The 24,559-nt window shown below is 70.5% G+C and carries 26 protein-coding genes, 2 tRNA genes and 1 other RNA gene; 18 read left to right on the top strand and 11 right to left on the bottom strand.

Annotation, left to right across the window (positions count from 1 at the left end; all coding sequences use genetic code 11):
- Window positions 1-22 precede the first annotated feature (22 nt).
- The gene (gene dnaQ, locus WCE37_RS06270; protein ID WP_343278598.1) at window positions 23-760 is read left to right on the top strand and encodes a DNA polymerase III subunit epsilon; all 738 of its coding nucleotides are present in this window, start codon (window positions 23-25) and stop codon (window positions 758-760) included.
- A 48-nt stretch (window positions 761-808) separates the two neighbouring features.
- Here the strand turns inward: dnaQ and WCE37_RS06265 are convergent, their stop codons facing one another.
- Window positions 809-1,513 (bottom strand): protein phosphatase 2C domain-containing protein, encoded by a 705-nt coding sequence (locus WCE37_RS06265; RefSeq protein ID WP_343278597.1) that lies wholly within the window; start codon window positions 1,511-1,513, stop codon window positions 809-811.
- 202 nt (window positions 1,514-1,715) lie between these two features.
- Window positions 1,716-1,806, bottom strand: a tRNA-Ser gene (locus WCE37_RS06260).
- Window positions 1,807-1,908: 102 nt separating this feature from the next.
- Here WCE37_RS06260 and WCE37_RS06255 point away from each other — a divergent pair.
- Window positions 1,909-2,316: a DUF6165 family protein gene (locus WCE37_RS06255; protein WP_343278596.1), complete on the top strand. Its 408-nt coding sequence runs from the start codon at window positions 1,909-1,911 to the stop codon at window positions 2,314-2,316.
- A gap of 42 nt (window positions 2,317-2,358) precedes the next feature.
- On the opposite strand, the gene WCE37_RS06250 is transcribed toward WCE37_RS06255, so the two are convergent.
- Complete coding sequence (locus WCE37_RS06250; RefSeq protein WP_343278595.1) at window positions 2,359-3,414, bottom strand: glycosyltransferase family 9 protein; 1,056 nt, start codon at window positions 3,412-3,414, stop codon at window positions 2,359-2,361.
- A 19-nt stretch (window positions 3,415-3,433) separates the two neighbouring features.
- On the opposite strand from WCE37_RS06250, the gene WCE37_RS06245 reads away from it, so the two are divergent.
- Together WCE37_RS06245 and WCE37_RS06240 are read left to right on the top strand one after the other, a co-directional pair.
- Window positions 3,434-4,195, top strand: a complete 762-nt coding sequence (locus WCE37_RS06245; RefSeq protein ID WP_343256131.1) for a 3-deoxy-D-manno-octulosonic acid kinase — start codon at window positions 3,434-3,436, stop codon at window positions 4,193-4,195.
- 2 nt (window positions 4,196-4,197) lie between these two features.
- Entirely contained in the window at window positions 4,198-4,956 is a 759-nt protein-coding gene (locus tag WCE37_RS06240) for an MBL fold metallo-hydrolase (protein ID WP_343278593.1), read from the top strand.
- A gap of 9 nt (window positions 4,957-4,965) precedes the next feature.
- Here the strand turns inward: WCE37_RS06240 and ffs are convergent.
- Together ffs and WCE37_RS06230 are read right to left on the bottom strand one after the other, a co-directional pair.
- An RNA gene (gene ffs, locus WCE37_RS06235) (signal recognition particle sRNA small type) lies at window positions 4,966-5,062 on the bottom strand.
- Window positions 5,063-5,112: 50 nt separating this feature from the next.
- Window positions 5,113-5,205 (bottom strand) — tRNA-Ser (locus WCE37_RS06230).
- Between the two features lie 243 nt (window positions 5,206-5,448).
- On the opposite strand from WCE37_RS06230, the gene dnaX reads away from it, so the two are divergent.
- The 4 genes from dnaX to WCE37_RS06210 are packed head-to-tail and all read left to right on the top strand — an operon-like array spanning window position 5,449 to window position 8,614.
- Complete coding sequence (gene dnaX / locus WCE37_RS06225; protein WP_343278592.1) at window positions 5,449-7,323, top strand: DNA polymerase III subunit gamma/tau; 1,875 nt, start codon at window positions 5,449-5,451, stop codon at window positions 7,321-7,323.
- Between the two features lies 1 nt (window position 7,324).
- Window positions 7,325-7,645 carry a YbaB/EbfC family nucleoid-associated protein gene (locus tag WCE37_RS06220; protein WP_343278591.1) on the top strand — a complete coding sequence of 107 codons (321 nt, stop codon included), beginning with the start codon at window positions 7,325-7,327 and terminating at the stop codon, window positions 7,643-7,645.
- Between the two features lie 19 nt (window positions 7,646-7,664).
- Window positions 7,665-8,261, top strand: a complete 597-nt coding sequence (gene recR, locus WCE37_RS06215; protein WP_343256126.1) for a recombination mediator RecR — start codon at window positions 7,665-7,667, stop codon at window positions 8,259-8,261.
- 8 nt (window positions 8,262-8,269) lie between these two features.
- Window positions 8,270-8,614, top strand: coding sequence for a histidine triad nucleotide-binding protein (locus tag WCE37_RS06210; RefSeq protein WP_343278590.1), 345 nt, complete (start codon window positions 8,270-8,272; stop codon window positions 8,612-8,614).
- 126 nt (window positions 8,615-8,740) lie between these two features.
- On the opposite strand, the gene WCE37_RS06205 is transcribed toward WCE37_RS06210, so the two are convergent.
- The 4 genes from WCE37_RS06205 to WCE37_RS06190 are packed head-to-tail and all read right to left on the bottom strand — an operon-like array spanning window position 8,741 to window position 13,132.
- Window positions 8,741-9,223: a Slp family lipoprotein gene (locus WCE37_RS06205; protein WP_343278589.1), complete on the bottom strand. Its 483-nt coding sequence runs from the start codon at window positions 9,221-9,223 to the stop codon at window positions 8,741-8,743.
- Between the two features lie 33 nt (window positions 9,224-9,256).
- A complete protein-coding gene (locus WCE37_RS06200; protein WP_343278672.1) occupies window positions 9,257-11,179 on the bottom strand; it encodes a DUF3488 and transglutaminase-like domain-containing protein in 1,923 nt (640 codons plus the stop codon).
- A 19-nt stretch (window positions 11,180-11,198) separates the two neighbouring features.
- Window positions 11,199-12,161 (bottom strand): DUF58 domain-containing protein, encoded by a 963-nt coding sequence (locus WCE37_RS06195; RefSeq protein ID WP_343278671.1) that lies wholly within the window; start codon window positions 12,159-12,161, stop codon window positions 11,199-11,201.
- Between the two features lie 17 nt (window positions 12,162-12,178).
- Window positions 12,179-13,132 (bottom strand): MoxR family ATPase, encoded by a 954-nt coding sequence (locus WCE37_RS06190; RefSeq protein WP_343278588.1) that lies wholly within the window; start codon window positions 13,130-13,132, stop codon window positions 12,179-12,181.
- A gap of 47 nt (window positions 13,133-13,179) precedes the next feature.
- Between WCE37_RS06190 and WCE37_RS06185 the strand changes: the two genes are divergently transcribed.
- A complete protein-coding gene (locus WCE37_RS06185; RefSeq protein WP_343278587.1) occupies window positions 13,180-15,069 on the top strand; it encodes a glycosyltransferase family 39 protein in 1,890 nt (629 codons plus the stop codon).
- Window positions 15,070-15,073: 4 nt separating this feature from the next.
- Here the strand turns inward: WCE37_RS06185 and WCE37_RS06180 are convergent, their stop codons facing one another.
- Both WCE37_RS06180 and WCE37_RS06175 read right to left on the bottom strand, forming a co-directional pair.
- The gene (locus tag WCE37_RS06180) at window positions 15,074-15,655 is read right to left on the bottom strand and encodes a nucleoside triphosphate pyrophosphatase (protein WP_343278586.1); all 582 of its coding nucleotides are present in this window, start codon (window positions 15,653-15,655) and stop codon (window positions 15,074-15,076) included.
- A complete protein-coding gene (locus WCE37_RS06175; protein ID WP_343278585.1) occupies window positions 15,652-16,020 on the bottom strand; it encodes a hypothetical protein in 369 nt (122 codons plus the stop codon). Before WCE37_RS06175 ends, WCE37_RS06180 begins: the two co-directional genes overlap by 4 nt.
- A 143-nt stretch (window positions 16,021-16,163) precedes the next feature.
- Here WCE37_RS06175 and WCE37_RS06170 point away from each other — a divergent pair, with 143 nt between their 5' ends.
- The 9 genes from WCE37_RS06170 (at window position 16,164) to mltG (ending at window position 24,559) form a co-directional block, all read left to right on the top strand.
- Window positions 16,164-16,688 carry a YceD family protein gene (locus tag WCE37_RS06170; RefSeq protein WP_343278584.1) on the top strand — a complete coding sequence of 175 codons (525 nt, stop codon included), beginning with the start codon at window positions 16,164-16,166 and terminating at the stop codon, window positions 16,686-16,688.
- 108 nt (window positions 16,689-16,796) lie between these two features.
- Complete coding sequence (gene rpmF / locus WCE37_RS06165; protein ID WP_343255971.1) at window positions 16,797-16,991, top strand: 50S ribosomal protein L32; 195 nt, start codon at window positions 16,797-16,799, stop codon at window positions 16,989-16,991.
- Between the two features lie 115 nt (window positions 16,992-17,106).
- A complete protein-coding gene (locus WCE37_RS06160; RefSeq protein ID WP_343278583.1) occupies window positions 17,107-18,099 on the top strand; it encodes a beta-ketoacyl-ACP synthase III in 993 nt (330 codons plus the stop codon).
- Window positions 18,100-18,416: 317 nt separating this feature from the next.
- The gene (gene fabD, locus WCE37_RS06155) at window positions 18,417-19,361 is read left to right on the top strand and encodes an ACP S-malonyltransferase (RefSeq protein WP_343278582.1); all 945 of its coding nucleotides are present in this window, start codon (window positions 18,417-18,419) and stop codon (window positions 19,359-19,361) included.
- 172 nt (window positions 19,362-19,533) lie between these two features.
- The gene (gene fabG, locus WCE37_RS06150; protein WP_343278581.1) at window positions 19,534-20,277 is read left to right on the top strand and encodes a 3-oxoacyl-ACP reductase FabG; all 744 of its coding nucleotides are present in this window, start codon (window positions 19,534-19,536) and stop codon (window positions 20,275-20,277) included.
- A 112-nt stretch (window positions 20,278-20,389) separates the two neighbouring features.
- Window positions 20,390-20,629, top strand: coding sequence for an acyl carrier protein (gene acpP, locus WCE37_RS06145; RefSeq protein ID WP_343255975.1), 240 nt, complete (start codon window positions 20,390-20,392; stop codon window positions 20,627-20,629).
- A 113-nt stretch (window positions 20,630-20,742) separates the two neighbouring features.
- The gene (gene fabF / locus WCE37_RS06140; protein ID WP_343278580.1) at window positions 20,743-21,981 is read left to right on the top strand and encodes a beta-ketoacyl-ACP synthase II; all 1,239 of its coding nucleotides are present in this window, start codon (window positions 20,743-20,745) and stop codon (window positions 21,979-21,981) included.
- Window positions 21,982-22,015: 34 nt separating this feature from the next.
- Complete coding sequence (locus WCE37_RS06135) at window positions 22,016-23,437, top strand: aminodeoxychorismate synthase component I (protein WP_343278579.1); 1,422 nt, start codon at window positions 22,016-22,018, stop codon at window positions 23,435-23,437.
- Between the two features lie 75 nt (window positions 23,438-23,512).
- Window positions 23,513-24,559, top strand: coding sequence for an endolytic transglycosylase MltG (mltG, locus tag WCE37_RS06130; RefSeq protein WP_343278578.1), 1,047 nt, complete (start codon window positions 23,513-23,515; stop codon window positions 24,557-24,559).

The raw sequence follows: 24,559 nt of genomic DNA, 5'->3' as shown, positions 1-24,559 counted from the left end.
AAGCCAGGTCCGACTCCCGCATATGCGCCAGATCGTCCTCGACACCGAAACCACCGGCCTGGAATGGCGCAAGGGCAACCGCGTCGTCGAGATCGGCTGCGTCGAGCTGGTCGAACGGCGCCCCACCGGCCGAACCTGGCAGCGCTACATCCATCCCGGGCGCGAGTTCGAGCCGGGCGCGCAGGAGGTCACCGGCCTCACGCTGGACTTCCTTGCCGACAAGCCGAAGTTCGCCGCGATCGCCGACGAGTTCCTGGAATTCATCGACGGGGCCGAGCTGGTGATCCACAACGCCGCCTTCGACGTCGGCTTCCTCGACTACGAGCTGTCGCTCCTGGATGGCGGTGGCCGTGGCCGCATCGCCGAGCGCGCCGCCGTGCTCGACTCGCTGGAGCTGGCGCGCCAGCGCTTCCCCGGGCAGCGGAATTCGCTCGACGCGCTCTGCCGGCGCTTGGGCGTGGACAACACGCACCGCCAGCTGCACGGTGCGCTGCTCGATGCGCAGCTGCTGGTCGAGGTCTATCTCGCGCTGACCTCGGGGCAGACCGAGCTGGGCCTGGCCGGTCCGTCACTGACCGGAACCGAAGCGATCGCCGTCCAGCTGCCGCGTGCCGCGGCCCTGGCGCCGCGGCCGCCGGTGGTGGTGGACGCGGCCGACATGGAGGCGCACCGCGGTCGCGTCGACGCGATCAGGGCGCGCGCGGGGCAGGCGCTGTGGGACGCGGTGGGCGAGGCTGCCGGAGTCGCCGAGCCGGCCTGATCGCTCTCTGCGGCACCGGCGTCGCTGGCGCAGCGGGCCGTGCCGCGATCAGTGGCGGCGTACCAGCAGCACGGTGACGTTGTCGGAGCCGCCGCCATCCAGCGCGGCGGCGACGAGTCCATCCACGCACTCCTGGGCGCTGCATTCGCTGTGGGCCAGCACGCGTGCGATGTCCCTGTCGTCGACCTCTTCGGTCAGCCCGTCGCTGCACAGCAGCAGCTGCATGCCCGGCGCGAGCTCGCCGGACATGGTCTCGACGTTGAGGGTCTGCGGATCGGTCACGCCCAGCGCCTGGGTCACCACGTTGCGGTGCGGATGGCTGCGCGCCTGGTCGATGCTGATCGCGCCCTGGGTGATCAGCTCCTGCACGTAGCTGTGGTCCTGCGACAGCTGCGCCAGCTTGCCGTCGCGCCACAGATAGACGCGGCTGTCGCCGACCCAGGCGACTTCGAAGCGGTTGCCGTTGATCCGCGCCGCGACCACGGTGGTGCCCATGGGCAGGGCGTCCTGGCGCTTGCGCGAGGCGCCGATGATCTCTTCGTCGGCAATGCGGATGGCCTGTGCCAGCGACGTGCCCTGGCGCGTCTCGCGCACGATCGCTTCCCGCGCCAGCGCGCTGGCGACCTCGCCGTACTCGTGGCCGCCCATGCCGTCGGCAACCAGCCACAGCCCGAGTTCGCTGTCGCCGTAATAGGTGTCTTCGTTCAGCTCGCGCCGCAAGCCGACATGGGTGAGGTGGCCGAATTCGATCATGCGAGGGCCGCGGCGGTTCCCTTGGAGGCTGAATGGGATAACGGCGACGGGCGGTCGGAGAGGTCAGCAGGCATGCAGTCGCGGCGAATGTTGGTGTGACGGAATGATGGCACACGGACTTGTGAGCGGCGCGCGTAAAGGCCCTTCCGGTTCCCGGTCCGCCAGATACGCAAAAACCCCCTTGCGGGGGCTTCTGCGTATCTGGCGGAGAGGGGGGGATTCGAACCCCCGAGGCGCTATTAACGCCTGCCTGATTTCGAGTCAGGTACATTCAACCGCTCTGCCACCTCTCCGGTGCCCGGCCAACGAAGGCCGGGGGCGCAATGATACGGGGCGCCGGCAGGCCCGACAAGACGAGGCGCTACACTGGCCGGCCTCCATGCCCGGTAGAAGCGATGTCCGAGATCACCGTCCCCGTGTCCTTCGGCGAGCTGCTCGACAAGATCGCCATCCTCCAGATCAAGTCCGAGCGCATGACCGACGCCGCGAAGCTGGCCAACGTCCGCAACGAACTCTCTGCGCTGGAAAAGACCTGGATGGCGCACCCCGTGGCCGGGCAGGACATCGTCCGCCTGCGCGCCGGGCTCAAGGCCGTCAACGAGCGGCTGTGGGTGATCGAGGACGACATCCGGCTGAAGGAGAAGGCGCAGGCCTTCGACGAGGAGTTCGTGCGCCTGGCGCGCAGCGTGTACGTGCAGAACGACGAGCGCGCGCGGATCAAGAAAGAGATCAACCTCGCGCTCGGCTCCAGCTACGTCGAAGAGAAGTCCTACCAGGACTACGGCGCCGGCCCGGGGGCCTGAGGCGGGGAACGGCCATGGCCGCGATCGCCGGCCTGGCGGCTGCTATGGATGGTCGGCGCGGTAGCGTTCGAAGGCCGCGACCGCGTCTTCCACGCTGATCAGGTCCATCACCCCCTCGCGCTCGATCTTCGTGCCCCAGCGCAGGCTGGACGCCGGCTTGCCGAGGAAGCGTCGCGCCGCATCGTCATACCTGTCCACGCAATAGCGCCGGTCCGACCAGGGCCCGCTGCGCGCGGGGTCGGTCGCCGCATGCAGGCCCAGCACCCTGGTGCCCATGGCGTTGGCGATGTGGGTCGGGCCGGAGTCGGGGGTCATCACCAGGTCGGCGCGCTCCAGCAGCGCGGGCAGCTGTTTCAGCGTGTCCTTGCCCACCAGGTCCAGCAGGGGGACGCCGGCCTTGGCGATGATGGCGTCGGCCGTGGCGCGCTCCAGCTCGCTGCGGCCACCGCAGAGCACCACGCGCCAGCCCTGGGCCACGGCGTGCGCGGCCACTGCCGCGTTGCGCCCGGCGCTCCAGTTGCGCAGCGCGTGGCTGGAGCAGGGCGAGACCACAAGGGTCGGCCGGCCGTCGTCGGGCCACTGCGCCCGTGCCCATGCGCGGGCGTCGTCGGGTACTGGAAGCGCCCATTCGACGCGCTCCTGGCGCAGCCCGAGCGGACGCGCGAACGCGCCAAGCACGTCCAGCACGTGCGGGCCGGCATCGGCCGGAATGCGTTCGTTCACGAACATCCCGTGCAGCTCCTTCGAGCGTGCGCGGTCGTAGCCGATCCGCCGCCGCGCGCGCACCGCGCGTGACAGCAGGTTGGCGCGCAGCGCGAGCTGCATCAGCAGCAGGGCGTCGAATTCGCGGCCGGCCAGCTCCCGGCGCAGCGCCCTCGCGCCCTCGCGCCCGGTCTTCTTGTCGTAGACCATGAACTCCACCCCCGGCAGGCCCTCGAGCAGGCGATGCTCGCCCTTGCCGATGATCCAGGTCAGCGCAACGCCGGGCCAGGCCCGCTGCAGCGTGTGCACCAGGGGCAGGACATGGGTCACGTCGCCCAGCGCCGACAGGCGCAGCAGGCAGATCGAACGTGGTGAAGCGGTATCAGGCTGCGACAAGCTTGTTAGACTCGGAAGGATGGCAATTTTCGACGCCGCAGAGAGCCTGACGCCGTTCCGCGCCGGACCCGGTGCGAGCGGGTTCGGCTCGATTCTGTTCGACCAGACGCAGCTGCGGCAAGCGGATCCGCGCTGGTTCGATCCCGAGGCCTGGGGACCGCGTGCCATCCCGGTGTCGGGCAGCGGCCGCGGCGGGGCCTGGTTCATCGATGACACCAGCAACGGACCCTGCGTGCTGCGGCACTATCTGCGCGGCGGGCTGGTTGCCGGCTTCAACCGTGATCGCCATCTCTGGCGCGGCGCCGACCGCGTCCGCAGCTTCGCCGAGTTCCGGCTGCTGCGCGAACTGCGCAAGCGCGGACTGCCGGTGCCGGAGCCGATCGCGGCCTCGTACGTGCGCAGCGGCGCCACCTATCGCGCGGCGATCCTGATGCAGCGGCTGATGGACGTGCGTTCGCTGGCGGAGTGGGCAGGCGGCGATCCGGCAACGACGCCGTGGGAGGAGACCGGGCGCCTGCTGGCTCGCTTCCATCGCGAAGGCTTCGATCACGCCGACCTCAACGCCCACAACATCCTTTATGACGCCACCGGCCAGGGGTGGCTGATCGATCTCGACCGCGGCCGCATGCATATTCCGGCCACCGGCTGGCGCATGGGCAACCTGGCGCGGCTGGAGCGTTCGCTGCTGAAGCTGCGCGGCGCGCGCAGCGAGGCCGAAGTCCGCGAAGACTTCGCGCGCCTGCGCCGCAGCTACGACAAGCGCTGGGATCGGGGCACCTGAGCATGGCCTGGACGCTGAGGTTCCAGGGCGTGGGCAGCGCCTCGGCGGTGGCCCTGGGCTCACCGATGGCGACCATCGAACGCGATGGCGCGCCGTGGCTCGCCATCGACTGCGGCGCCGAAGGCCTGACCAGCTACCTTGCGCACTACGGCGCACCACCGCCGGCGCTGTTCGTCACCCACGTGCACCTGGACCATGTCGCCGGCTTCGAGCGGCTGTTCGTGGCGAATTATTTCGATCCCGCGCGGCGCGGGCGTATGCCCCTGTACGTCCCGGTGGACGTGCTTCCGCTGCTGCACCGGCGCGTGGCCGATTACCCGAACGCGCTGGCCGAGGGCGGCGCGAATTTCTGGGACGCGTTCCGCGTGGTCCCGGTGGGCGACGCGTTCTGGCACGACGGCGTGCGCCTGGAAGTGTTCGAATCCCGCCATCACTGGCCGCGAACCGCTTTCGGACTGCGCCTGCGTGGCAGCCTGGTCTGGACCGGCGACACGCGGCCGATCCCCGGGGTGCTGGCCGCGTTCGCCAGCGCCGGCGAACTCATCGCCCACGACTGCGGACTGTCGGGCAACCCTTCGCACAGCGGCATCGATGACCTGGAGCGCGAATACGCGCCGGAGCTTCTGGCCCGCTGCGTGCTTTACCACTACGCAAGCGAGGCCGATGGCGAGGCCATCCGCGCGCGCGGCCACCGCGTGGCGGGCCCCGGCGAGGCGATCGCGCTGGCCGATCCGGTGCCGCATCCGGCATTGGCGCCCTGAATGGAGGCGGCCCCGCCAACTTGCCTCGGCACCCGCGTCGATCAATACCGTTGCTGCCTTCCGGCCCTGGCGGAGTTTTCGATCTAGCGTCGCGAGGGGCCGACGGGGCCACCATGGAAACCTGCGAGCGCGCCCGATGCGCGGCGCGCCTGGAACTGGCGGAGAGAGGGGGATTCGAACCCCCGAAGCGCGGTTTAGACGCTTACACACTTTCCAGGCGTGCTCCTTCAACCACTCGGACACCTCTCCGCACCTGCCCCTGCGTCTTGCCTGCCTTGGCGCGGCCGCACGGGACCCGCAATTCTAGCCTTCCTCGGGTTGTGTCGACAAGGAACATCGGCGTGTCGGCGAAGGTTCGGGATCGGGGGGCGCGGACGTGACAGGGCGTGGCACGGCGCGCGATACGGCGGATCGCCTTGCAGCGCCTTCCCGCAGCCCGCCCTCCGCCCTCAGGCACGTAGACCGCCTCCCCCCGCATGGCAGAATGGCGCCATGTCCTACCTCGTCCTCGCCCGCAAGTGGCGCCCGAAGCGTTTCGCCGAACTCGTGGGCCAGGAACACGTGGTCCGCGCCCTGGTCAACGCGCTCGATTCCGGCCGCGTCCACCACGCCTTCCTGTTCACCGGCACCCGCGGCGTGGGCAAGACCACGATCGCGCGCATCTTCGCCAAGAGCCTCAACTGCGAGCGTGGCGCGTCCAGCGACCCCTGCGGCGAGTGCGAGACCTGCCAGGCGATCGATGCCGGCCGCTACATCGACCTGCTGGAGATCGACGCCGCCTCGAACACCGGCGTCGACAACGTCCGCGACCTGATCGACAACGCGCAGTACATGCCCTCGCGCGGGCGCTACAAGGTGTACCTGATCGACGAGGTGCACATGCTGTCGAAGCAGGCGTTCAACGCGCTGCTGAAGACGCTCGAGGAGCCGCCGGAGCACGTCAAGTTCCTGTTCGCGACCACCGACCCGCAGAAGCTGCTGGTGACGGTGCTGTCGCGCTGCCTGCAGTTCAACCTCAAGCGCCTGGACGAGGAGCAGATCGGCGGCCAGATCACGAAGATCCTTGCCGCCGAAGGCATCGACGCCGAGCCCGGCGCGGTGCGCCAGATGGCGAAGGCCGCCGATGGCAGCCTGCGTGACGGGCTGTCGCTGCTCGACCAGGCGATCGCCTACTGCGGCGCCGGCGAAGGCGTTGCGCTGACCGACCGGGCCGTGGCGACGATGCTCGGTTCGGTCGACCGGACCCAGGTGGCGGGGCTGCTCGCGTCGCTGGCCGACGACGATGGCGCCGCGCTGATGGCGACGATCGACGTCCTGGCGGGCTTCTCGCCCGACTGGGCGGGCGTGCTCGACGCGATGGCCGAGGCCCTGCATCGCATCCAGGTCAGGCAGCTCGTGCCCGGCAGCGAAGGCGAGGCCGATGGTGTCGACGTCGACGCGCTGGCCTCGACGCTGCGCCCCGAGCTGGTCCAGCTCTGGTACCAGATGGCGGTCGGTGGCCGTCGCGATATCGACCTCGCGCCGAGTGCGCGCGTGGGCTTTGAAATGAGCCTGCTGCGCATGCTGGCGTTCCGGCCCGGGGAGGGCGGCGCGGCATCCGGCGCTGGCACCGCTGGCCACACGGGTACGGCCGCGCCGGGCGCGGGGCGGTCGGCCGCGGCCGCGGCGCGCGCGGCGCTGCAGGGGGCTGCGGTGGTGCCGGCCGCCAGTGACGCCAGGGCGACGGCCGCAGACGTGGCGCCCGCAGCCGCATCGGCTCCGACACCGGCATCCAGGCCCGTGCCGAGCGCGTCGACCCGGGCTCCGGCTCCGGCTCCGCGGCAGGCAAAAGCACCGGTGATGCCTGTTGACGCCCCGCCGTGGCCGGAAGCGCCATCGGTGGCGCCATCCCCGGCTACGTCCGTCGTCCCAGCCGCGGCTCCCGCAGCCATTCCGGTGGCCGCACCCCGGACAAGCGTGTCGCCGGCCGCGGTCGACGCTGCGTCATGGCCCGACTTCGTCGCCGGGCTCGGACTGCGCGGCCCGGCGCGTGAACTTGCGGCCAGCTCCGCCTTCGTGGGCATGGGCGACGGCGTGCTGCGCCTGTCGCTGCCCGCGGCCGACGACCATCTCCGCGCCCCGCTCCTGGTGCAGCAGCTCGCCGACGCCCTGGCTCCCACCTGGGGCGCTGCGCCGCAGATCCGCTTCGAGTCCGCCGCCGCCGCCGGCGAAACCCTGCACGCGCGCAACGAACGCGCGCGCGACGAGCGCCAGGGCGCCGCGGAATCGACCTTCCTCAATGATCCGGACGTGCAGCGCCTGATGGAGCGCCAGGGCGCACGCGTGGTCCCGGACTCGATCCGTCCCATACAAGAACAGGAGCACTGACATGCGCAGGAACATCGCCCAGCTGATGCAGCAGGCACAGAAGATGCAGGAGAACCTGCAGAAGGCCCAGGCCGAACTGGCCAATATCGAAGTCACCGGCAGCGCCGGCGGCGGCATGGTCACGGTCACGCTGACCGGCCGCAAGGAGTGCCGGAAGGTGCGCATCGACCCCAGCGTGCTGGCCGATCCGGAGATGGCCGAGGACCTGGTGGCCGCTGCGTTCAACGACGCCAGCAACAAGGTCGACAGCGAATCGCAGGCGAAGATGGGCGCCGCCACCGCCGGCATGCCGCTGCCCCCCGGCATGCAGATGCCGTTCTGAACCGGCGCGCCGCGACATCGTGAGCGTGCCCCTGATCGAGCAGCTGGTCGAGGCCTTCCGGGTGCTGCCCGGCGTGGGCCAGAAGACCGCGCAGCGCATGGCCTACCACGTGCTTGAACGCGGGCGCGACGGCGGCAGGCGGCTGGCCGGGGTGCTGGCCGAAGCGGTGGAGAAGATCGGCCACTGCGAGCGCTGCCGCGACTTCAGCGAGACGCCGCTGTGCGCGACCTGCGCCAGCGCGTCGCGCGACGGCCAGCTGCTGTGCGCGGTGGAGTCGCCCGCCGACCGCCTTGCGATCGAGCAGGCCACCGGCTATCGCGGCCTGTACTTCGTGCTGCAGGGGCGGTTGAGCCCGCTCGATGGAATCGGCCCGCGCGAGCTGGGCCTGCACGTGCTGGGCGAGCGCCTCGCGCAGGGCGAGGTGCAGGAGTTGATCATCGCCACCAATCCCACCGTCGAAGGCGAGGCCACCGCGCATTACCTGGCGCAGCTCGCGCGCCAGCACGGCGTGCGCCCGAGTCGCCCCGCCCACGGCCTGCCGCTGGGCGGTGAACTCGAGTACGTCGATCGTGGCACGCTGTCCCACGCCTTCGGCAGCCGCGGCGAGATGGCCTAGGAGCCCCCATGACCATTTTCCACAAGATCATCAAGCGCGAGATCCCCGTCGACGTCGTCTACGAGGATGAACACCTCATCGCCTTCCGCGACATCGCGCCGCAGGCACCGGTGCACGTGCTGTTCGTGCCCAAGGTCGACGTCGCCACGCTCAACGACCTGCAGGCCGACCAGGCCGCGGTCGTAGGCCGGCTGGCGCTGGCCGCGGCGGCGTATGCCAAGCGGGAGGGGTTCGATGAGGACGGCTATCGCGTCGTCATGAACTGCAACGAAGACGGCGGGCAGACCGTGTTCCAGATCCACCTGCACCTGCTGGCCGGCGCCCCCCTCGGCCGTTTCGGTACGCCCGAATAGGGTTCTTCTCCCGATTGCGTGGCTTTCGGTTGATTGCTTCGGGAGGTGCGGGCTGCCTGCCGTGGCTGATCTTCGTCCCGAAGCAGGAAAACGCCACCGAGCCTCGACAAGAACCCGAACAAGCCCCTACCAGTAACCCCACCACGGCCACGGCGCGGGTCGCGTGACCAGGTTGCGCGGCCGCTCGGGCCAGAGGTAGACCACGTCGGCCTCGACCAGCGGGAAGCGGTAGCTATAGCCGCCGATGCTGCGGCTCTCGTGCCCGGCCAGCCGTCCGGTGAATGTGACTTCGCGGTTGCGTTCGAATACCGCCGGGTCATAGAAGCCGGAGCGGCAGGCGATGAAGCGGCCGCCGGTGTCGTCGTCGGCCCAGTACGGACGGCCGTAGTGGTCCAGGCGGGTCGAGACCATTTCAAAGCAGGTGCTGTCGGCGCGCGGCTCCACCTGGACGATGCGCCCGCCCCAGCGCACCAGGCTGCCGGTGGCGTCGGATTCGGCGGCGACGCGCGGGGTGAGCGGGGTGTACTCCCCCTGCAGCGGCTTGGGCTGTGAGGCACAGGCGGCCATCAGCGCCGTTGAAGCCAGTGCGATAAGGATGTGCTTGCGCATGGATGTCTCCGGAATGTCGGCGTGCGCCGGGCGTCAGGGGCGGTGCGCGCGCAGGTCGCGCAGCAGGGCGCGGTGTTCGCCCTCCTGCCCGGGAGCGTAGCGCCAATTGTCGAAACGCGTGCCGAGGGTGAGGAGCGCGGCCGACTGCGGGCGGGTCGCCACCACGCGCGCCGCCCAGTCGTTCGCGGTCTCATGCCGGTGCCGCCCCAGGCCCATCCGCGCGTAGCGCGCGGCCAGCCGGTGCCAGGCGCGCAGGACCGGGTCGCGTTCGCGTTCGCCGCGCGCCACCAGCCAGAGCATCGCCGCAAGCGCCAGTCCTGCCATCAGCGCGAACAGCAGCGCCAGCTGGCCGGCACCGAGGTCACGTCCGCCAAGCGCATGCAGGATGCGCTGCTGTCGCTCGGCGTCGAAACCGAGCACGAGATCGTTCCAGCCGCGCCGCATCCAGTCGCCCACGTCCAGCATCGGGCCCAGGGCCTGCAGGCCGCCGGGGCTGCGCGAGGCGCGGTCGGCGATAGTGTCGTAGATGCGTTCGGGCGCGACCGCCGCGGTCGGGTCGACGCGCACCCAGCCGCGCCCTGGCAGCCAGGCTTCGGCCCAGGCGTGGGCATCGGAGTTGCGCACGATCCAGTAGTCGCCCACGGGATTGCGGTAGCCGCCGACATAGCCGGTGACCACGCGCGCCGGGATGCCGGACGCGCGCATCAGCACCACGAAGGCCTGGCTGAAGTGCTCGCAGAAGCCCGCCTTCTGTTCGAAGAGGAATTCATCGACGGCGTGGCGGCCGGGCAGGGGCGTGCTCAGGGTGTAGCCGAATTCGGCGCGGATCCAGGACAGCGCGCGGTTGACGATGGCCGCATCGGCGGCAGCGCCTTCGCCGGCTTCGGCGCGCCACTGCTGCGCCAGGGCGTGGGTGCGCGGGTTGAAGCCATCGGGCAGGCGCAGCGCGGCGCTGTGCAACAGCGGCCGGAGTTCGGGCTCGAACGTGGTGGGTGCGGCCGATGTCATCCGCCAGCGCGTCACCGACGTCAGCGGGCGGCGCGTGGCCAGGGTGTGGTCGTATGCCCGCTGCACGCCCTCGGGCGTCGCCACCGGAAGCTCCAGCGCGACCAGCGTCCGGCGCTCCGTGGGCTCGACGTCGACCTGGTAGCTGTAGCGCGTCGCGCCGTGTTCGATGGCGGCCGGCGGCAGCGCGCTGAACCAGCGCGACGCGGTCCATTCGCGGCCGTCGTAGTTCCACAGCACCGGTCCGCGCCAGTACATCTCCGACGTCGGCGGCGTGGCACCGTCGAAGGTGACGCGCAGCGCGGGGCTGTCGTCGACCAGCATGTCGATCCATTCGCCGGGCGACATGCTGTCCGACAGCCCGGTGCGCGCGATCGTGCGTTCCGGCACGCCCCACAGCGGCGTGGCCATGCGCGGGAACAGCCAGAAGGCGGCCAGCGCCAGCGGCAGGCCGATGGCGATCATGCCGCCGACCCGTCGCAGGCGTTCGCGCGGCGGCATGCCGGCGCCATCCCCGCTCTCGAATTCCGCCAGGCGCAGCATGGACGCGAGTGCCAGCAGCGCTGCGCCGAGCCCGAGCAGCAGGCTCAGCGGCCCCTGGTCGAGGAGGAAGGTCGCGAACGGGGCGAACAGGGCGAAGCCGAGCAGGCTGCGCGCATCGCGCAGGGTCACCAGCTCCATCGGTTTGAGCGCGAGCATGGCAGCCAGCAGCGCGCAGCCGGTGTCGCGGCCAAAGTGGAAGCCGGAGTTGGCAAGCACCAGCGCCACCAGCGCCACCGACAGCAGCAGGCGCAGCGCGGCCGGCAGCCGGCGGCGCCACGACAGTGCGCTGACCACGGCGGCGACCGCGGCCAGTCCGGCGGCGAGCGGCCCGGGCAGCTGCAACAGCAGCGGCAGCAGGCACGCGGCCGCGGCGACCAGGGTCCAGGCCCGCGCCTGGGGATCAAGCACCTGGCCGCGGCGGCGCGCCTCAGCCACGGCGGCCACCGGATTCGACGGTGGACGACGGCAGCAGGGCCAGCGCGCGCAGGCAGGCGTGCCGGTGTACCGCGCCGCGGCCCGGGCCGATCGCCTGCTGTGGCAGCTGCAGCTGGTAGCGACGGCCTTCGCGCTCGGCCTCGTCCACCCAGCGCGCCAGGCGCTGGATGCGGTCCTCATAGGCGAGCGGCACCAGCGACCAGTCCAGCACCACGTCCGCGCCCTGCGCCTGCTCGTACTCGCGCACCAGCAGCGATCCGCGCCGCGCCGACGGCTTCCACGCGATCGCCCGCCGCGAATCGCCGCGGCGATAGGCGCGCAGGTGGTGGACGTCGTCGCCGGCCGGATGCAGCCGCGCCTGCGGCGCGTCGCCGGCACCGTGTGGAAGCGGCGGCCCATCGGCTTCCGGGCGCGGATAGACCAGCAGCGGTTCCGCCGGCCAGGCATAGGCCCAGGCGCGGGCGATGCCGAGCGGTCGCGTGGTCGATATCGTGATGCGTTCCGGATGCAGCCAGCCCCGGCGCTCAGTCGGCAGCACCAGGCGCGCCTCGCCGGCGCCGTCGACCAGCGAGCTGGTGGCTTCGGCGCCGCCCGCGCGCAGGCGCAGGCCGCGACGCGGGCGCGCGGCGTCGGCGCGCAGGTGGACGCGCAGCGTGATCGGCGCACCGGCCGGCACGGGTTCGGCATCGACCGCCGCCACCCGCAGCCCGGAAAGCTGCAGGTGCGCCGCAAACAGGCTGGCATTGCCGGCGCCCGCCAGCAGCAGTGCCAGCAGCAGGGCGGGATTGTTGTTGTAGTTCAGGGCGCCGAGCAGCATCACCGCCAGCAGGGCGGCGAAGAATGCACCGAAGGCGGTCGGCAGGACATAGATGCGGCGGCGGTTGAAGATGACCGGCAAGGGCTCCGGCCGCCGCGGCCGCGCCAGCAGCCCGAAGCGTGCGCGCAGGCTGGACAGGCGGCCGCCCGCCACGCTCAGTCGACCGCGACGGCGTGCAGGATCGCCTGCGCCAGCGCGGCAGCGTCGCCGGCGTCGGCGTCGGCCACCAGCCGATGCGCGGCCACCGCCGCGAACAGCGCCTGGATGTCGTCCGGCAGGACGTGTCCGCGCCCGAGCAGCAGGGCGTGCGCGCGTGAGGCGCGCAGCAGCGCGATACCCGCGCGCGGCGACAGCCCCACGCGGACCCCGGCGTGGTGGCGGCTGCGTTCAAGCAGCGCCTGCACGTAGCGCACCAGGGCGTCACTGGCGTGCACCGACAGCACCGCCTCGCGCAGGCGCAGCACATCGTCGCCGCCGAGCATCGGCATGGCCCGGGCGATCAGGTGGCGCCGGTCGCTGCCGGCCAGCAGCGCGCGCTCGGCCTCGGCGTCCGGATAGCCCAGCTGAAGCCGCAGCAGGAAGCGGTCCAGCTGCGAATCCGGCAGCGGATAGGTGCCGGCGAGGTCGACCGGGTTCTGGGTGGCGATCACGAAGAACGGGTCGGGCAGCAGGTGCGTGCTGCCGTCGACGGTGACCTGGTGCTCGGCCATGGCTTCGAGCAGGGCGCTCTGCGTGCGCGGCGGCGCGCGGTTGATCTCGTCGGCCAGCAGCACGTGCGCGAACACCGGCCCGGGGTGGAAAGTGAAGCTCGCGGCCTGCGCGTCGTACACCGACACGCCGACGATGTCCGAGGGCAGCAGGTCGGAGGTGAACTGCACCCGCTGGAAGCCGAGGCCCAGCGTTGCCGCGAGTGCATGCGCCAGCGTGGTCTTGCCGAGGCCGGGCAGGTCCTCGATCAGCAGGTGGCCATCGGAGAGCAGCGCGGTGAGCGCGAAGCGGACCGCCTGCGCCTTGCCCAGTACCAGTGAGTTCACCTGCGCTTCGGCATCATGCAGCGACTTGCGCAGGGCGTCGGGTAGCATGTCCTGTTTTGCGGACTGGGCCGTCATGCCGGGCTCCGTAAAAGTCCATTGAAGTGTAACGAGGTCGTTGCCGCATGCGGGAAAAGATCGACGCACGTGCGACCTTCGTCGCCCTGTGGTGTGCGCTGCTGCTGCTCAAGGCGGCGGTGGCTGCACGCCTGCCGCTGTTCGTGGACGAGGCCTTCTATTGGCAGGAGAGCCGGCACCTTGCATGGGCCTACTCGGACCTGCCGGGGCTGACCGCGTGGCTGATTCGCATCGGCACCGCGGTGTTCGGCGAAGGCACGCTGGCGCTGCGCATGCCATTCCTGCTGCTGGCATCGCTGGTGCCGTGGCTGGTGGTGCGGATCACCGCGCGCGAGTTCGGCGAAAGGCAGGGCTGGGTGGCCGGCATCGCCGCGCTGCTGCTTCCGCTGTCGGGCACCCTGGGCCTGATGGCGCTGCCGGACGCGGCCATGGTGGTCGCCACGCTGCTGTGCCTGGATGCAGGCACGCGACTGCTGCGGGGGGTCGGCTACGGCGCCGCGCTGCAGCTGGCCGTGGGCCTGGCGATCGGAGCGCTGAGCCATTACCGCTTCGCCGCGGTGATCGGCGTCGGCGTGGTGGCGCTGCTTGCACTGCCGCAGGGCCGCCAGGCGCTGCGCGACCCGCGCTTGTGGATCGCGATCGCCTTCGGCGCGGCTGCCTGGACACCGCTCCTGGCCTGGAACTTCGAGAACGCCGAAGCCGGCCTGCGCTTCCAGCTGGTCGATCGCCACCCGTGGGCGTGGCATCCGGAGGGCAGCTGGTTCATCGCCATCCAGACGCTGTTGGCAACGCCGCTGCTGTTCGCGGCGCTGCTGTGGGCGGGTTGGCGCGGCGCGCGCGCGCCCAGCGAGCCGGTGCGCTTCATCGCGCTGTCGGGCGGCCTGGTGGTGCTCGGGTTCTTCGTGCTCGGCTTTTTCGCCGATACCGAGCGGGTGAGCTTCCACTGGCCGCTGCCGGGCCTGGTGGCGCTGCTGCCGCTGCTGCCGGCGCTGCTCGTGCGATGGCCGCGCTGGTTGCGCGTGCTGACATGGGCGAGCGCAGGCGTCGGGTTGGCCGCGGTCCTGGGTTACCACGCACTGGTATCGGTGCCGGAGCTGCGCGCGCGGACGGCTTCGCTGAAATGGTATCCGTCCAACTTCGCCGGCTGGGACGTGCTTTCAGATGCCGTGCGCGAGCTGCGCGAAGACATGCCCGAAGGCACGCGGCTGGTGGCGGACAACTTCAAGATAGGCGCCGAGCTCGGTTTTGCGCTCGGCGACGCTTCGATCGAGGTGCTCGAGCATCCGGCCAATCGCCAGCACGGGCGTGCGCCGCAGCTGCGCCTGTGGGGCCTGGAGGCGACCGGTGCGACCGACCCCGGCGGCCCCGTATTGCTGGTGATCGCGGCCAGCGAGGTGGAATACAAGCATCTGCTGCTGCGCTACCAGGCACTGTGCCGGCGCTTCGGCGCGCTGCCGCCGCCACGCGTGCTCAACGTCGACCACGGGCGCACGCGCTTCCTGCTGTTTGCGATCGAGGAGCGGAGCGTGGACGCGGACTGCACGCTTCCGGCCATGGCCTGGATCGACACGCCCGCCGCCGATGCACGGGTCGGCACCGCGTTCGATATCCGCGGCTGGGCCTTCAAGGATGGCGTCGGCATCGAGCGGGTCGAAGTGCTGCTGGACGGCACGCTGGTGGCCGAGGCCGACTACGGCATCGACAGTCCGGGCGTGGCGACGTATTGGGGCATCTCGACCGATGCCAGCCACCCTGCAGTCGGCTTCTCCGCCCGCGTCGAGCTGCCGGTCGGCAGCTCCGGGGTGCATTGGCTCGGCCTGCGGCTCCATGGCCGGGACGGCAGCGTCGAGGACTGGTCGGAACAACGCATCATCGTGGATGCGGCCGCGGGCGAGGCCGCCGCCGTCGGAGCGGTTCCGGTGGACGCCGGACGCTGAGGCTTCAGGGCAGGACGAGTCCCGACTCGCGCAGCAGGCGCAGGGTGTCCAGCAGCGGCAGCCCGACCAGGGCCGTGGGATCGCGGGTTTCGATGGCCTCGAACAGGGTGATGCCGAGGCCCTCGGACTTGAAGCTGCCGGCGCAGTCGAAGGGCTGCTCGCGGTCGATGTAGCGTTCGATCTCGCCGCGGCCAAGCTGGCGGAAGCGCACCACGGTGGTGTCGAGCGCCGTGGCCAGCGTGCCGCTGCTGGCGACTGCCACGGCGGTGCGGAAGGCGACCGCGCGTCCCGACATCCCCTGCAGCTGGGCGATCGCCGCCTCGCGGCCACCGGGTTTGCCCAGGGCGACGCCGTCGAAGTCCGCGACCTGGTCCGAACCGATTACGCGCGCGCCAGGACGAAGCGTGGCCACGGCCCGGGCCTTGGCCTCGGCAAGGCGCAGCGCCAGTGCGGACGGGGTCTCGCCCGCACGTGGCGCCTCGTCCACTTCGGGCCTGACGGTATCGAACGGCAGCTGCAGCCTGGCGAGCAGTTCGCGGCGGTAGGGCGAGGTCGAGGCCAGGACCAGAGGCGCGTCGCCGCTCACGGCTGCGGCGCCCTGGCGCGCTCGATGTGCAGGAGCTGCTGGTCGATGCGCGCGCGCGCGTCGTTGATCGAGACGCGGACGGCGTCGAGCTGGTCTGGCGAAGCCGCCGAACCATGCTGCTGCAGCCACAGGCGCTGGCGCAGCATTTCCTGCAGCGCCGCGCGCACCGGATCATCGCCTTCGCCCGCCACGGCCTCGATTTCACTGCGCGCGGTGCGCAGTCTGGTCTCCAGGGCATCGGCGGCATCCAGGACTCCGGCCATCGCCACTCGATGCCGGCGCTGGCCCGCGCGATGGCGCAACAGCAGCCCGGCCACCAGGGCCGGCAGCGCCAGGATTGCGATCCACAGCAGTGTTGGCGTCAAGTCCGGGACCTCGCGTGCGGGGCCGCAGTCTGCCGGGGAACCGGAGCCGGTGGCAAACTGTCGCCGCGCGCGGGCCGCGGCACGGAATTCCCGGACGGCCCGGTTTGACACGGGCGGGCCTGAGGCCTAACATTTTGCGGCTTATGTCCGCAGACGTGCCCGAAGTAGTGGACGCTTGGCGCATGGTTGCGGCCCGGCGGGAGTTCGTGGACCGCTTGCCGCTGTCCGCGTTCCCGCGCCTGCGCGAGGTGCTGGCAGACGACGAGGGCGAGGTGGCGTACACCGTCTCCTTCGACCGCGACGCGCTGCAGGTGCCCTACGTCGAGCTGGGCATCGAGGCACGCCTGCCGCTGCTTTGCCAACGCACGCTGCAGCGCTTCGTGTTCCCGGTGTCGCTGGTGCAGCGGCTGGGGCTGCTGCGTTCGGGGGACGATGAAGGCGAGGCTGCCGAAGCCGCGCTGCCGCCGGGGTATGAAGCCCTGGTCGTGGCCGACGACGGCGCCATCCGTCCCGTCGACCTGGTCGAGGACGAGCTGATCCTGGCGGTACCGGTGGTTCCGGTGTCGCCCGGTTCGGAAAGCGTCGAACGCGACTGGCCGGTCGCCGCCGACGAAGAGGCGCAGATCAACCCGTTCGCGGCGTTGTCGGCGCTGAAGAAAAAAGAGTGATCAAGCTGATCCGATCGACCCTGGTCGGATCAGCCCTGGTTTCCGATTGACCCTGGATCCTGATTGACCGGGATCCTGAATGACTATTCCTGCTGCTGGAGCACTCCCATGGCTGTACAGAAATCCCGCGTTTCCCCCTCGCGCCGCGGCATGCGCCGCGCCCACGACGCGCTGAGCGCCAAGCAGCTGGCGACCGACCCGGTGTCGGGCGAGACCCACCTGCGCCACCACATGACCGCCGACGGCTTCTACCGCGGCCGCCAGGTGATCGTGCCCAAGACCCGCGTGGCCGAGGAAGACTGATCCTCAGCGCGCCCGCGTCCATCGCGGGCGATGCCCTGGCCGTGGCGCCTCCGTGCGCCACGCAGCCGCCGGCGCCATTCGTGGCGCCCAGCAACACGCGAGGTCCGTCTTCGTAATGAGTGAGTCCGCCGCACCGCGCACCTACGCGCGCATTGCAGGGACCGGCAGCTACCTGCCGGCCAAGGTCCTGACCAACGACGACCTCGCGAAGTTCGTCGACACGTCCGACGAATGGATCGCGGCGCGCACCGGCATCCGCCAGCGCCACATCGCCGCCGAGGGCGAGACCACCGGGGACCTGGCCTTCCATGCCGCCGTGCGCGCGCTGGAAGCCGCGGGTATCGAAGCCTCCGAGGTCGAGCTGATCATCGTCGGCACGACCACGCCCGATCTCATCTTCCCGTCCACCGCCTGCCTGGTTCAGGCGCGCCTGGGGGTGGCCGGCTGCCCGGCCTTCGACGTCAACGCCGCCTGTTCGGGCTTCATTTTCGCGCTCAGCGTGGCCGAGAAGTTCATCGCGTCGGGCTCGGTCAAGACCGCGCTGGTGATCGGCTCTGAAACGCTGACCCGCATGATCGACTGGAGTGATCGCACCACCAGCGTGCTGTTCGGCGATGGTGCCGGCGCGGTGGTGCTCAAGGCCGATACGGAAGCCGGCATCCTCAGCACCCATCTGCACGCCGACGGCGCCAAGAAGGAGCTGCTGTGGAACCCGGTCGGGGTCTCGGTCGGCTTCAAGGAAAACGAAAAGAACGCCGGCGTGCGCATCCAGATGGCGGGCAGCGATGTCTTCAAGCACGCCGTCAAGGCGCTCGACAGCATCGTCGAGGAGACGCTCGAGGCCAACGGCATCGACCGCAGCGAGATCGACTGGCTGATCCCGCACCAGGCCAACCTGCGCATCATCGAAGCCACGGCCAAACGCCTGGAAATGCCGATGGAACGCGTGATCGTTACCGTCGACAAGCACGGCAACACCTCGTCCGGCTCGGTGCCGCTGGCGCTGGACGAAGCGGTGCGTTCGGGCAAGGTCGAGCGCGGCCAGCTGCTGCTGCTCGAAGCCTTCGGCGGCGGCTTCACCTGGGGCTCGGCGCTGCTGCGCTACTGAGTCACGGCAACCGCATGTCGCATGACGAAAGGGTCGCGGGAAACCGCGGCCCTTTTGCTTTTGCGGGGCTCCTCGAAGAGCTTTTTTGCCACGGATTTACGCGGATATACGCGAATTTACGCGGATAAAGCGAGAGCAACAGGTGGCCGCGGCGCCCTCCAGATTCTGCTCTATCCGTGTAAACCCGCTCTTATCCGCGTAAATCCGTGGCAAAAAGCTTTTGTTCGACTTGCCGGCCAGCGTCAATACGGGCGGGTACAGACGAAGCAGGTGGTTCGGGCTTATCATCGCCCGGCTTTTTTGATCTGGACCATCACTTGACCGCTTCGCAGCTCGCATTCGTGTTTCCGGGCCAGGGCTCGCAGTCGTCGGGCATGCTTGCCGACCTCGCCGCGCGCGGCGACGTGGTGCGCGACACCTTCGTCGAAGCCTCCGAGGGCGCAGGGGTCGACCTCTGGGCGCTGTCGCAGGATGCCGACCACGCGCAGCTCAACCGCACCGAGTTCACCCAGCCGGCGCTGCTGGCCGCGGGCGTGGCCGTGTGGCGCGCCTGGCAGGCCGCGGGCGGGCCGGTGCCGTCGCTGCTGGCGGGGCACAGCCTGGGCGAGTATTCGGCGCTGGTCGCGGCCGGCGCGCTGCCGCTCGCCGATGCCGCGCGCCTGGTGCGCCTGCGCGGCCAGCTGATGCAGGCCGCTGCCCCGGCCGGTACGGGAGCCATGGCCGCTGTCATCGGTGCCGAGGACGCGCTGGTGCGCGAGACCTGCACCGAGGCGTCGGGTGACGAGGTGGTGGTTCCCGCCAACTTCAACTCGCCGGGCCAGGTGGTGATCGGTGGCCACGCGGCGGCGGTCGACCGTGCGCTGGAACTGCTTGCCGCCAGGGGCGTGCGCAAGACGGTGAAGCTCGCCGTCAGCGTGCCCTCGCACACGCCGCTGATGCGCGAAGCTGCCAACCGCCTGTCCGAAGCGATGGCGGGGCTGGCGTGGAGCGAGCCTTCGCTGCCGGTGGTGCAGAACGTTGATGCCGAAGTCCACGACGGTGTGCAGGCCATCCGCGACGCCCTGGTGCGCCAGCTCTACCTCCCGGTGCAATGGACCGACTGCGTGCAGGCCCTCGCCGCCCGCGGCGTCACCCGCATCGGCGAATGCGGCCCCGGCAAGGTCCTCACCGGCCTGGCCCGCCGCATCGACAAGTCCCTCGACGCCCGCGCCCTTGGTACGGTCGCAGACTTCGACGCGGCTTTGGCAGAATGGAACAGCTGATTTTTGCCACGGATTTACGCGGATAAGGGCGGATCTACGCGGATAGGGCAAGTGCAGATGAAAAGGCACAAGCGAGGGCCGCTGCGGCCCATTCCTGTTTTATCCGTGTAAATCCGTGAACAATCCGCGTAAATCCGTGGCAAAAGCTCTTACTGATACAGGCAGAAGCAGAATGACCCAGGAACTGAAAGGCGAGATCGTGCTGGTGACCGGCGCAAGCCGTGGCATCGGGGCGGCGATCGCGGACGAACTGGCCGCGCGTGGCGCGACGGTCGTCGGCACGGCCACCAGCGAGGGCGGCGCCGCGGCGATCGGCGAGCGGCTTGCGGCGCGGAGCGGCCATGGCCGCGTGCTCGACGTGACCACGCCTGGTGCGATCGAGGCCCTGGTCGATTCGATTGCGAAGGACATCGGCCCGATCTCGATCCTGGTCAACAACGCCGGCATCACCCGCGACAACCTGCTGATGCGCATGAAGGATGAGGACTGGCAGGCCATCCTCGACACCAACCTGACCAGCGTCTACCGCGCCTCCAAGGCGGTCATGCGCGGCATGATGAAGGCCCGCCGCGGCCGCATCGTCAGCATCGCTTCGGTGATCGGCGTGATGGGCAACGCCGGCCAGGCCAACTACGCCGCCGCCAAGGCCGGCATCATCGCCTTCTCGAAGTCGCTGGCGAAGGAGATCGGCAGCCGCGGGGTGACCGTGAACGTGGTCGCGCCGGGCTTCATCACTACCGACATGACCCGGGACCTGCCCGAGGACGCCAAGACGGCCATGGCGGCGCAGATCGCACTGGGCCGCCTGGGCGAGCCCGCTGACATCGCCCGCGCCGTCGCCTTCCTGGCCGGCCCGGACGCCGGCTACATCACCGGCGAAACCCTGCACGTCAACGGCGGCATGTACATGCCGTGACGGAAGCGGCCGCCACGCCCCTGAACGGAAGGGGGCGGAACCGGCCGGTACCACCTCCACCCGAATCCCTTACACTACCCACCGCAACAGCCTCCACCGGAGCCGGATACCTATGAGCAGCATCGAAGAGCGCGTCAAGAAGATCGTCGTCGAACAACTGGGCGTCAAGGAAGACGAGGTCAGCGCCAGCGCCTCCTTCGTCGACGACCTGGGTGCGGATTCCCTCGACACCGTCGAGCTGGTGATGGCACTCGAAGAAGAATTCGAGTGCGAGATCCCCGACGAAGAAGCCGAAAAGATCACTTCGGTGCAGCAGGCGATCGACTACGTCAAGACGCACGTCAAGGCCTGACTCGCCAGGCGGCGCACCGCGCCGCAACGAGTACAAAACCCGGGGCCGCTGATGCGGCCTCGGGCGTTTCCGGCACGCCGCTCGGCGGCGTGCACAACCGTCCAGGAGCTCCCATGTCCAAGCGTCGCGTCGTCATCTCCGGCCTCGGCATCCTGTCGCCGCTTGGCAATGACCTGGCCTCGTCATGGCAGGGCATCGTGGACGGTCGTTCGGGCATCGGCCCGATCACCAATTTCGACGCTTCGGCCTTCGCCACCCGCATTTCGGGCGAGGTGAAGGGCTTCGATCCCACGCAGTGGATCGCGCCGAAGGACGTCAAGAAGATGGACCCCTTCGTGCACTACGGCGTCGCCGCCGCGATGATGGCGCTGGCCGACGCCGGGCTGGACGTCGCGGCCGACGATCCCGAGCGCATCGGCGTCGCCATCGGCGCCGGCATCGGCGGCCTGAAGGGCATCGAGGAAACCACCATCAGGTTCCACGAGGGCGGCCCGCGCAAGATTTCGCCGTTCTACGTGCCGAGCACCATCATCAACATGATCGCCGGCCAGGTCTCGATGATGACCGGCGCCAAGGGGCCGAACATCGCAGCGGTTACCGCCTGCACCACGGCCACGCACAACATTGGCCTGGCGATGCGCATGATCCAGTACGGCGACGCCGACGCGATGATCGCCGGCGGCGCCGAGTTCGCCACCACCCCGACTTCGCTGGGCGGCTTCTGCGCGATGAAGGCGCTGTCGACCCGCAACGACGACCCGCAGCGCGCCTCGCGCCCCTGGGACGAGGGCCGCGACGGCTTCGTCATGGGCGACGGCGCCGGCGTGCTGGTGATCGAAGAATATGAGCGCGCGAAGGCGCGTGGCGCGCGCATCTACGCCGAACTCGCCGGCTTCGGCATGAGCGGCGATGCGTACCACATGACCGCGCCCAGCGAGAACGGCGAGGGTGGCGCGCGCTGCATGGTGGCCGCGATCCGTGATGCCGGCATCGACCCGTCCGCGGTCGGCTACATCAACGCCCACGGCACCTCCACGCCGGCCGGCGATCTGGCCGAAACCATGGGCATCAAGAGCGTGCTCGGCGCGCACGCGCGCAAGGTGATGGTCAGCTCGACCAAGTCGATGACCGGCCACCTCCTGGGCGCCGCTGGCGGCGTGGAGGCGGTGTTCTCGGCGATGGCGCTGCATACCGGCGTGATCCCGCCGACCATCAACCTCGACAATCCGTCCGAAGGCTGCGACCTCGACTACGTGCCGCACACCGCGCGCGAGCAGCAGGTCGAGGTGGCGATGTCGAATTCGTTCGGCTTCGGCGGCACCAACGGCAGCCTCGTCTTCCGCCGCATCTGAGCACTGTGCCGCCGCAGGGCGGCGGAACCCGCATATGACCAACGTCCTCGCGCTGGCGCACGGCCTCGACCTGCTCGCGCTGCAGCGCCGTGCGCCCGCACGCTATCCGCTGCTGCTCGAATCAGTGGCTTCGGGCACCGCACTCGGGCGCTGGGACATGCTGCTCGTGGCCGACGGCGCGCGCATCACGCTCGGTCGCGACGGCATCACGCGGCGCAGCAACGGCATGTCTGCTGAGGACGTGCCTGCTGACGTAACGCTCGCAGGCGGCACGCCCGCGGGCGATGACTTCCTGCGTACCCTCGACGCCGACTGGGGCGCATCGCGCCGGCCGCGCGCGCCTTCGCCGTGGCCCTTCCAGGGCGGCTGGGCGCTGCTGCTCGGCTATGAGCTTGGCGCGCAGGTCGAGCCCGTGCTGCGCCTGCCATCCGCGGCGGGCGCGCTGCCCGTGGCCGTGGCCTGCCGCTGCCCGGCGGCGGTGCTTCGCGACCGGGTCAGCGGCGACACCGTGCTGCTGGCGGAAGCCGGCGCGGAGGCGCTGCTGGAGGACGTGCTGGCCGACATCGCGGTGGCCCCGCATCCACTCGCACCGCAGGCCGGCGCCACCTCCACCGCGCTGCACTGGCCCGCGCTGCTCGAGTGCCGCGAAGACCCCGACGCCGACTACCTCGCCGCCGTCGCCCGCGCGCTCGAATACATCCGCGCCGGCGACGTGTTCCAGGTGAACCTCTCGCGGGGCTGGCTGGCGCGTTTCGACGCGCCGCTGGCACCCGCCGCGCTGTACGAGCGCCTGCGCCGCGCCAACCCGGCGCCGTTCGCCGGCCTGTTCGATCTCGGCGACGACGGCGCGGTGGTCAGCGCCTCGCCCGAGCGACTGGTGTCGGTGCGCGGCGACCTGGTCGAGACCCGGCCGATCGCCGGCACCCGGCCGCGGCTTCCGGGTGACGACGAGGTCGAGCGCATCCGCGAGATGGTCGGCCATGCCAAGGAGCGCGCCGAGCACGTGATGCTGGTCGACCTCGAGCGCAACGACCTCGGCCGCGTCAGCCGCGCCGGCAGCGTCGAGGTCGACGAGCTGATGGTGGTGGAGAGTTACGCCCACGTGCACCACATCGTGAGCAACGTACGCGGCCGCCTGCGCGCCGATGCCACGCCCGGGGAGGTGCTGCGCGCGGTGTTTCCCGGTGGCACGATCACCGGCGCGCCGAAAGTGCGCTGCATGGAGATCATCGCCGGGCTGGAGGGCGTCGGCCGCGGCGCCTATACCGGCGCCATGGGCTGGCTCGACCGCAGCGGCGACATGGACCTCAACATCCTGATCCGCAGCGCCGAGGTCAGCGGCCATGCGCTGCGCTTCCGCACCGGCGCCGGGATCGTCGCCGATTCCGATCCGGTGCACGAACTCGAAGAGACCCGCGCCAAGGCGCGCGGCATGCTGCAGGCCATCGGTGCCTGACCGGCGCCGCGGCGGGCACGGTATCCTTCGGCGCATGCATTCCGACCGCCATCGCCACACCGCCGGGCGCGCGCCATGAAGGCGTTCAAGCGCATCGTCCTTGTCCTGTTCCTGCTCTCGGCCATCGTCGCCGGCGCGGTCGGCTACCAGGCCTGGAGCAGCTACCAGCGCTTCGCCACCGGAGCGCTGCCGGGCGTTGCCGCGGGCGACAACCTGATGGTCGAGCGCGGCGACACGCTGCGCAGCGTGGTCACGCGCCTGCGCGCGCAGGGCATCGACGCCGGCCGCGACCTCGAGTGGCGCCTGCTGGCGCGGCAGCTCGGCACCGACGGCCATATCCAGGTGGGCGAGTACGCGCTGGAGCCCGGCATCACCGCCAGGCAGCTGCTCGAGCACATGCGCGACGGCAAGGTGGTGCATCACCGCTTCACCATCGTCGAGGGCTGGAACATCCGCGAGCTGCGCGCCGCGCTCGCCCGCGCCACGCCGCTGGTGCAGACCTTGCACGAGGTCGATGACGCCGCGCTGATGGCGACGCTGGGTCGCGAGGGCGTGCATCCCGAGGGCCGGTTCCTGCCGGAAACCTATGCCTATGACCGCGGCGACAGCGATGTCGACCTGCTGCGCCGCGCCGCCGCCGACCTCGACCGCGCGCTCGATGCCGCCTGGCAGGCGCGCGCCGACGACCTGCCGATCCATACCCCGGAGGAGGCGCTGGTGCTGGCCTCGATCGTGGAGAAGGAAACCGGCATCGCCGAAGAGCGGCCGATGATCGCCGGCGTGTTCACCCGCCGGCTTCGCATCGGCATGCGCATGCAGACCGACCCGACCGTGATCTACGGCATGGGCAGCGGCTACGACGGCAACATCCGTCGCCGCGACCTGCTTGCCGACACGCCCTACAACACCTATACCCGCGACGGCCTGCCGCCGACGCCGATCGCGATGGTCGGCGCCGCCGCGCTGCGTGCGGCCACCCGGCCGGAGGAGACCGACGCGCTGTACTTCGTCGCCATCGGCGACGGCAGCGGCCGCCACGTGTTCTCGCCCACGCTCGAGGCGCACAACGCCGCCGTGCGCCAGTACGTGCGCCGCTACCGCGAACAGCACGGGCCGCGATGA

Source organism: Luteimonas sp. MJ250 (genome assembly GCF_039548455.1).
Lineage (GTDB): Bacteria > Pseudomonadota > Gammaproteobacteria > Xanthomonadales > Xanthomonadaceae > Luteimonas.
This window is presented reverse-complemented; position numbering and strand designations above follow the sequence as displayed.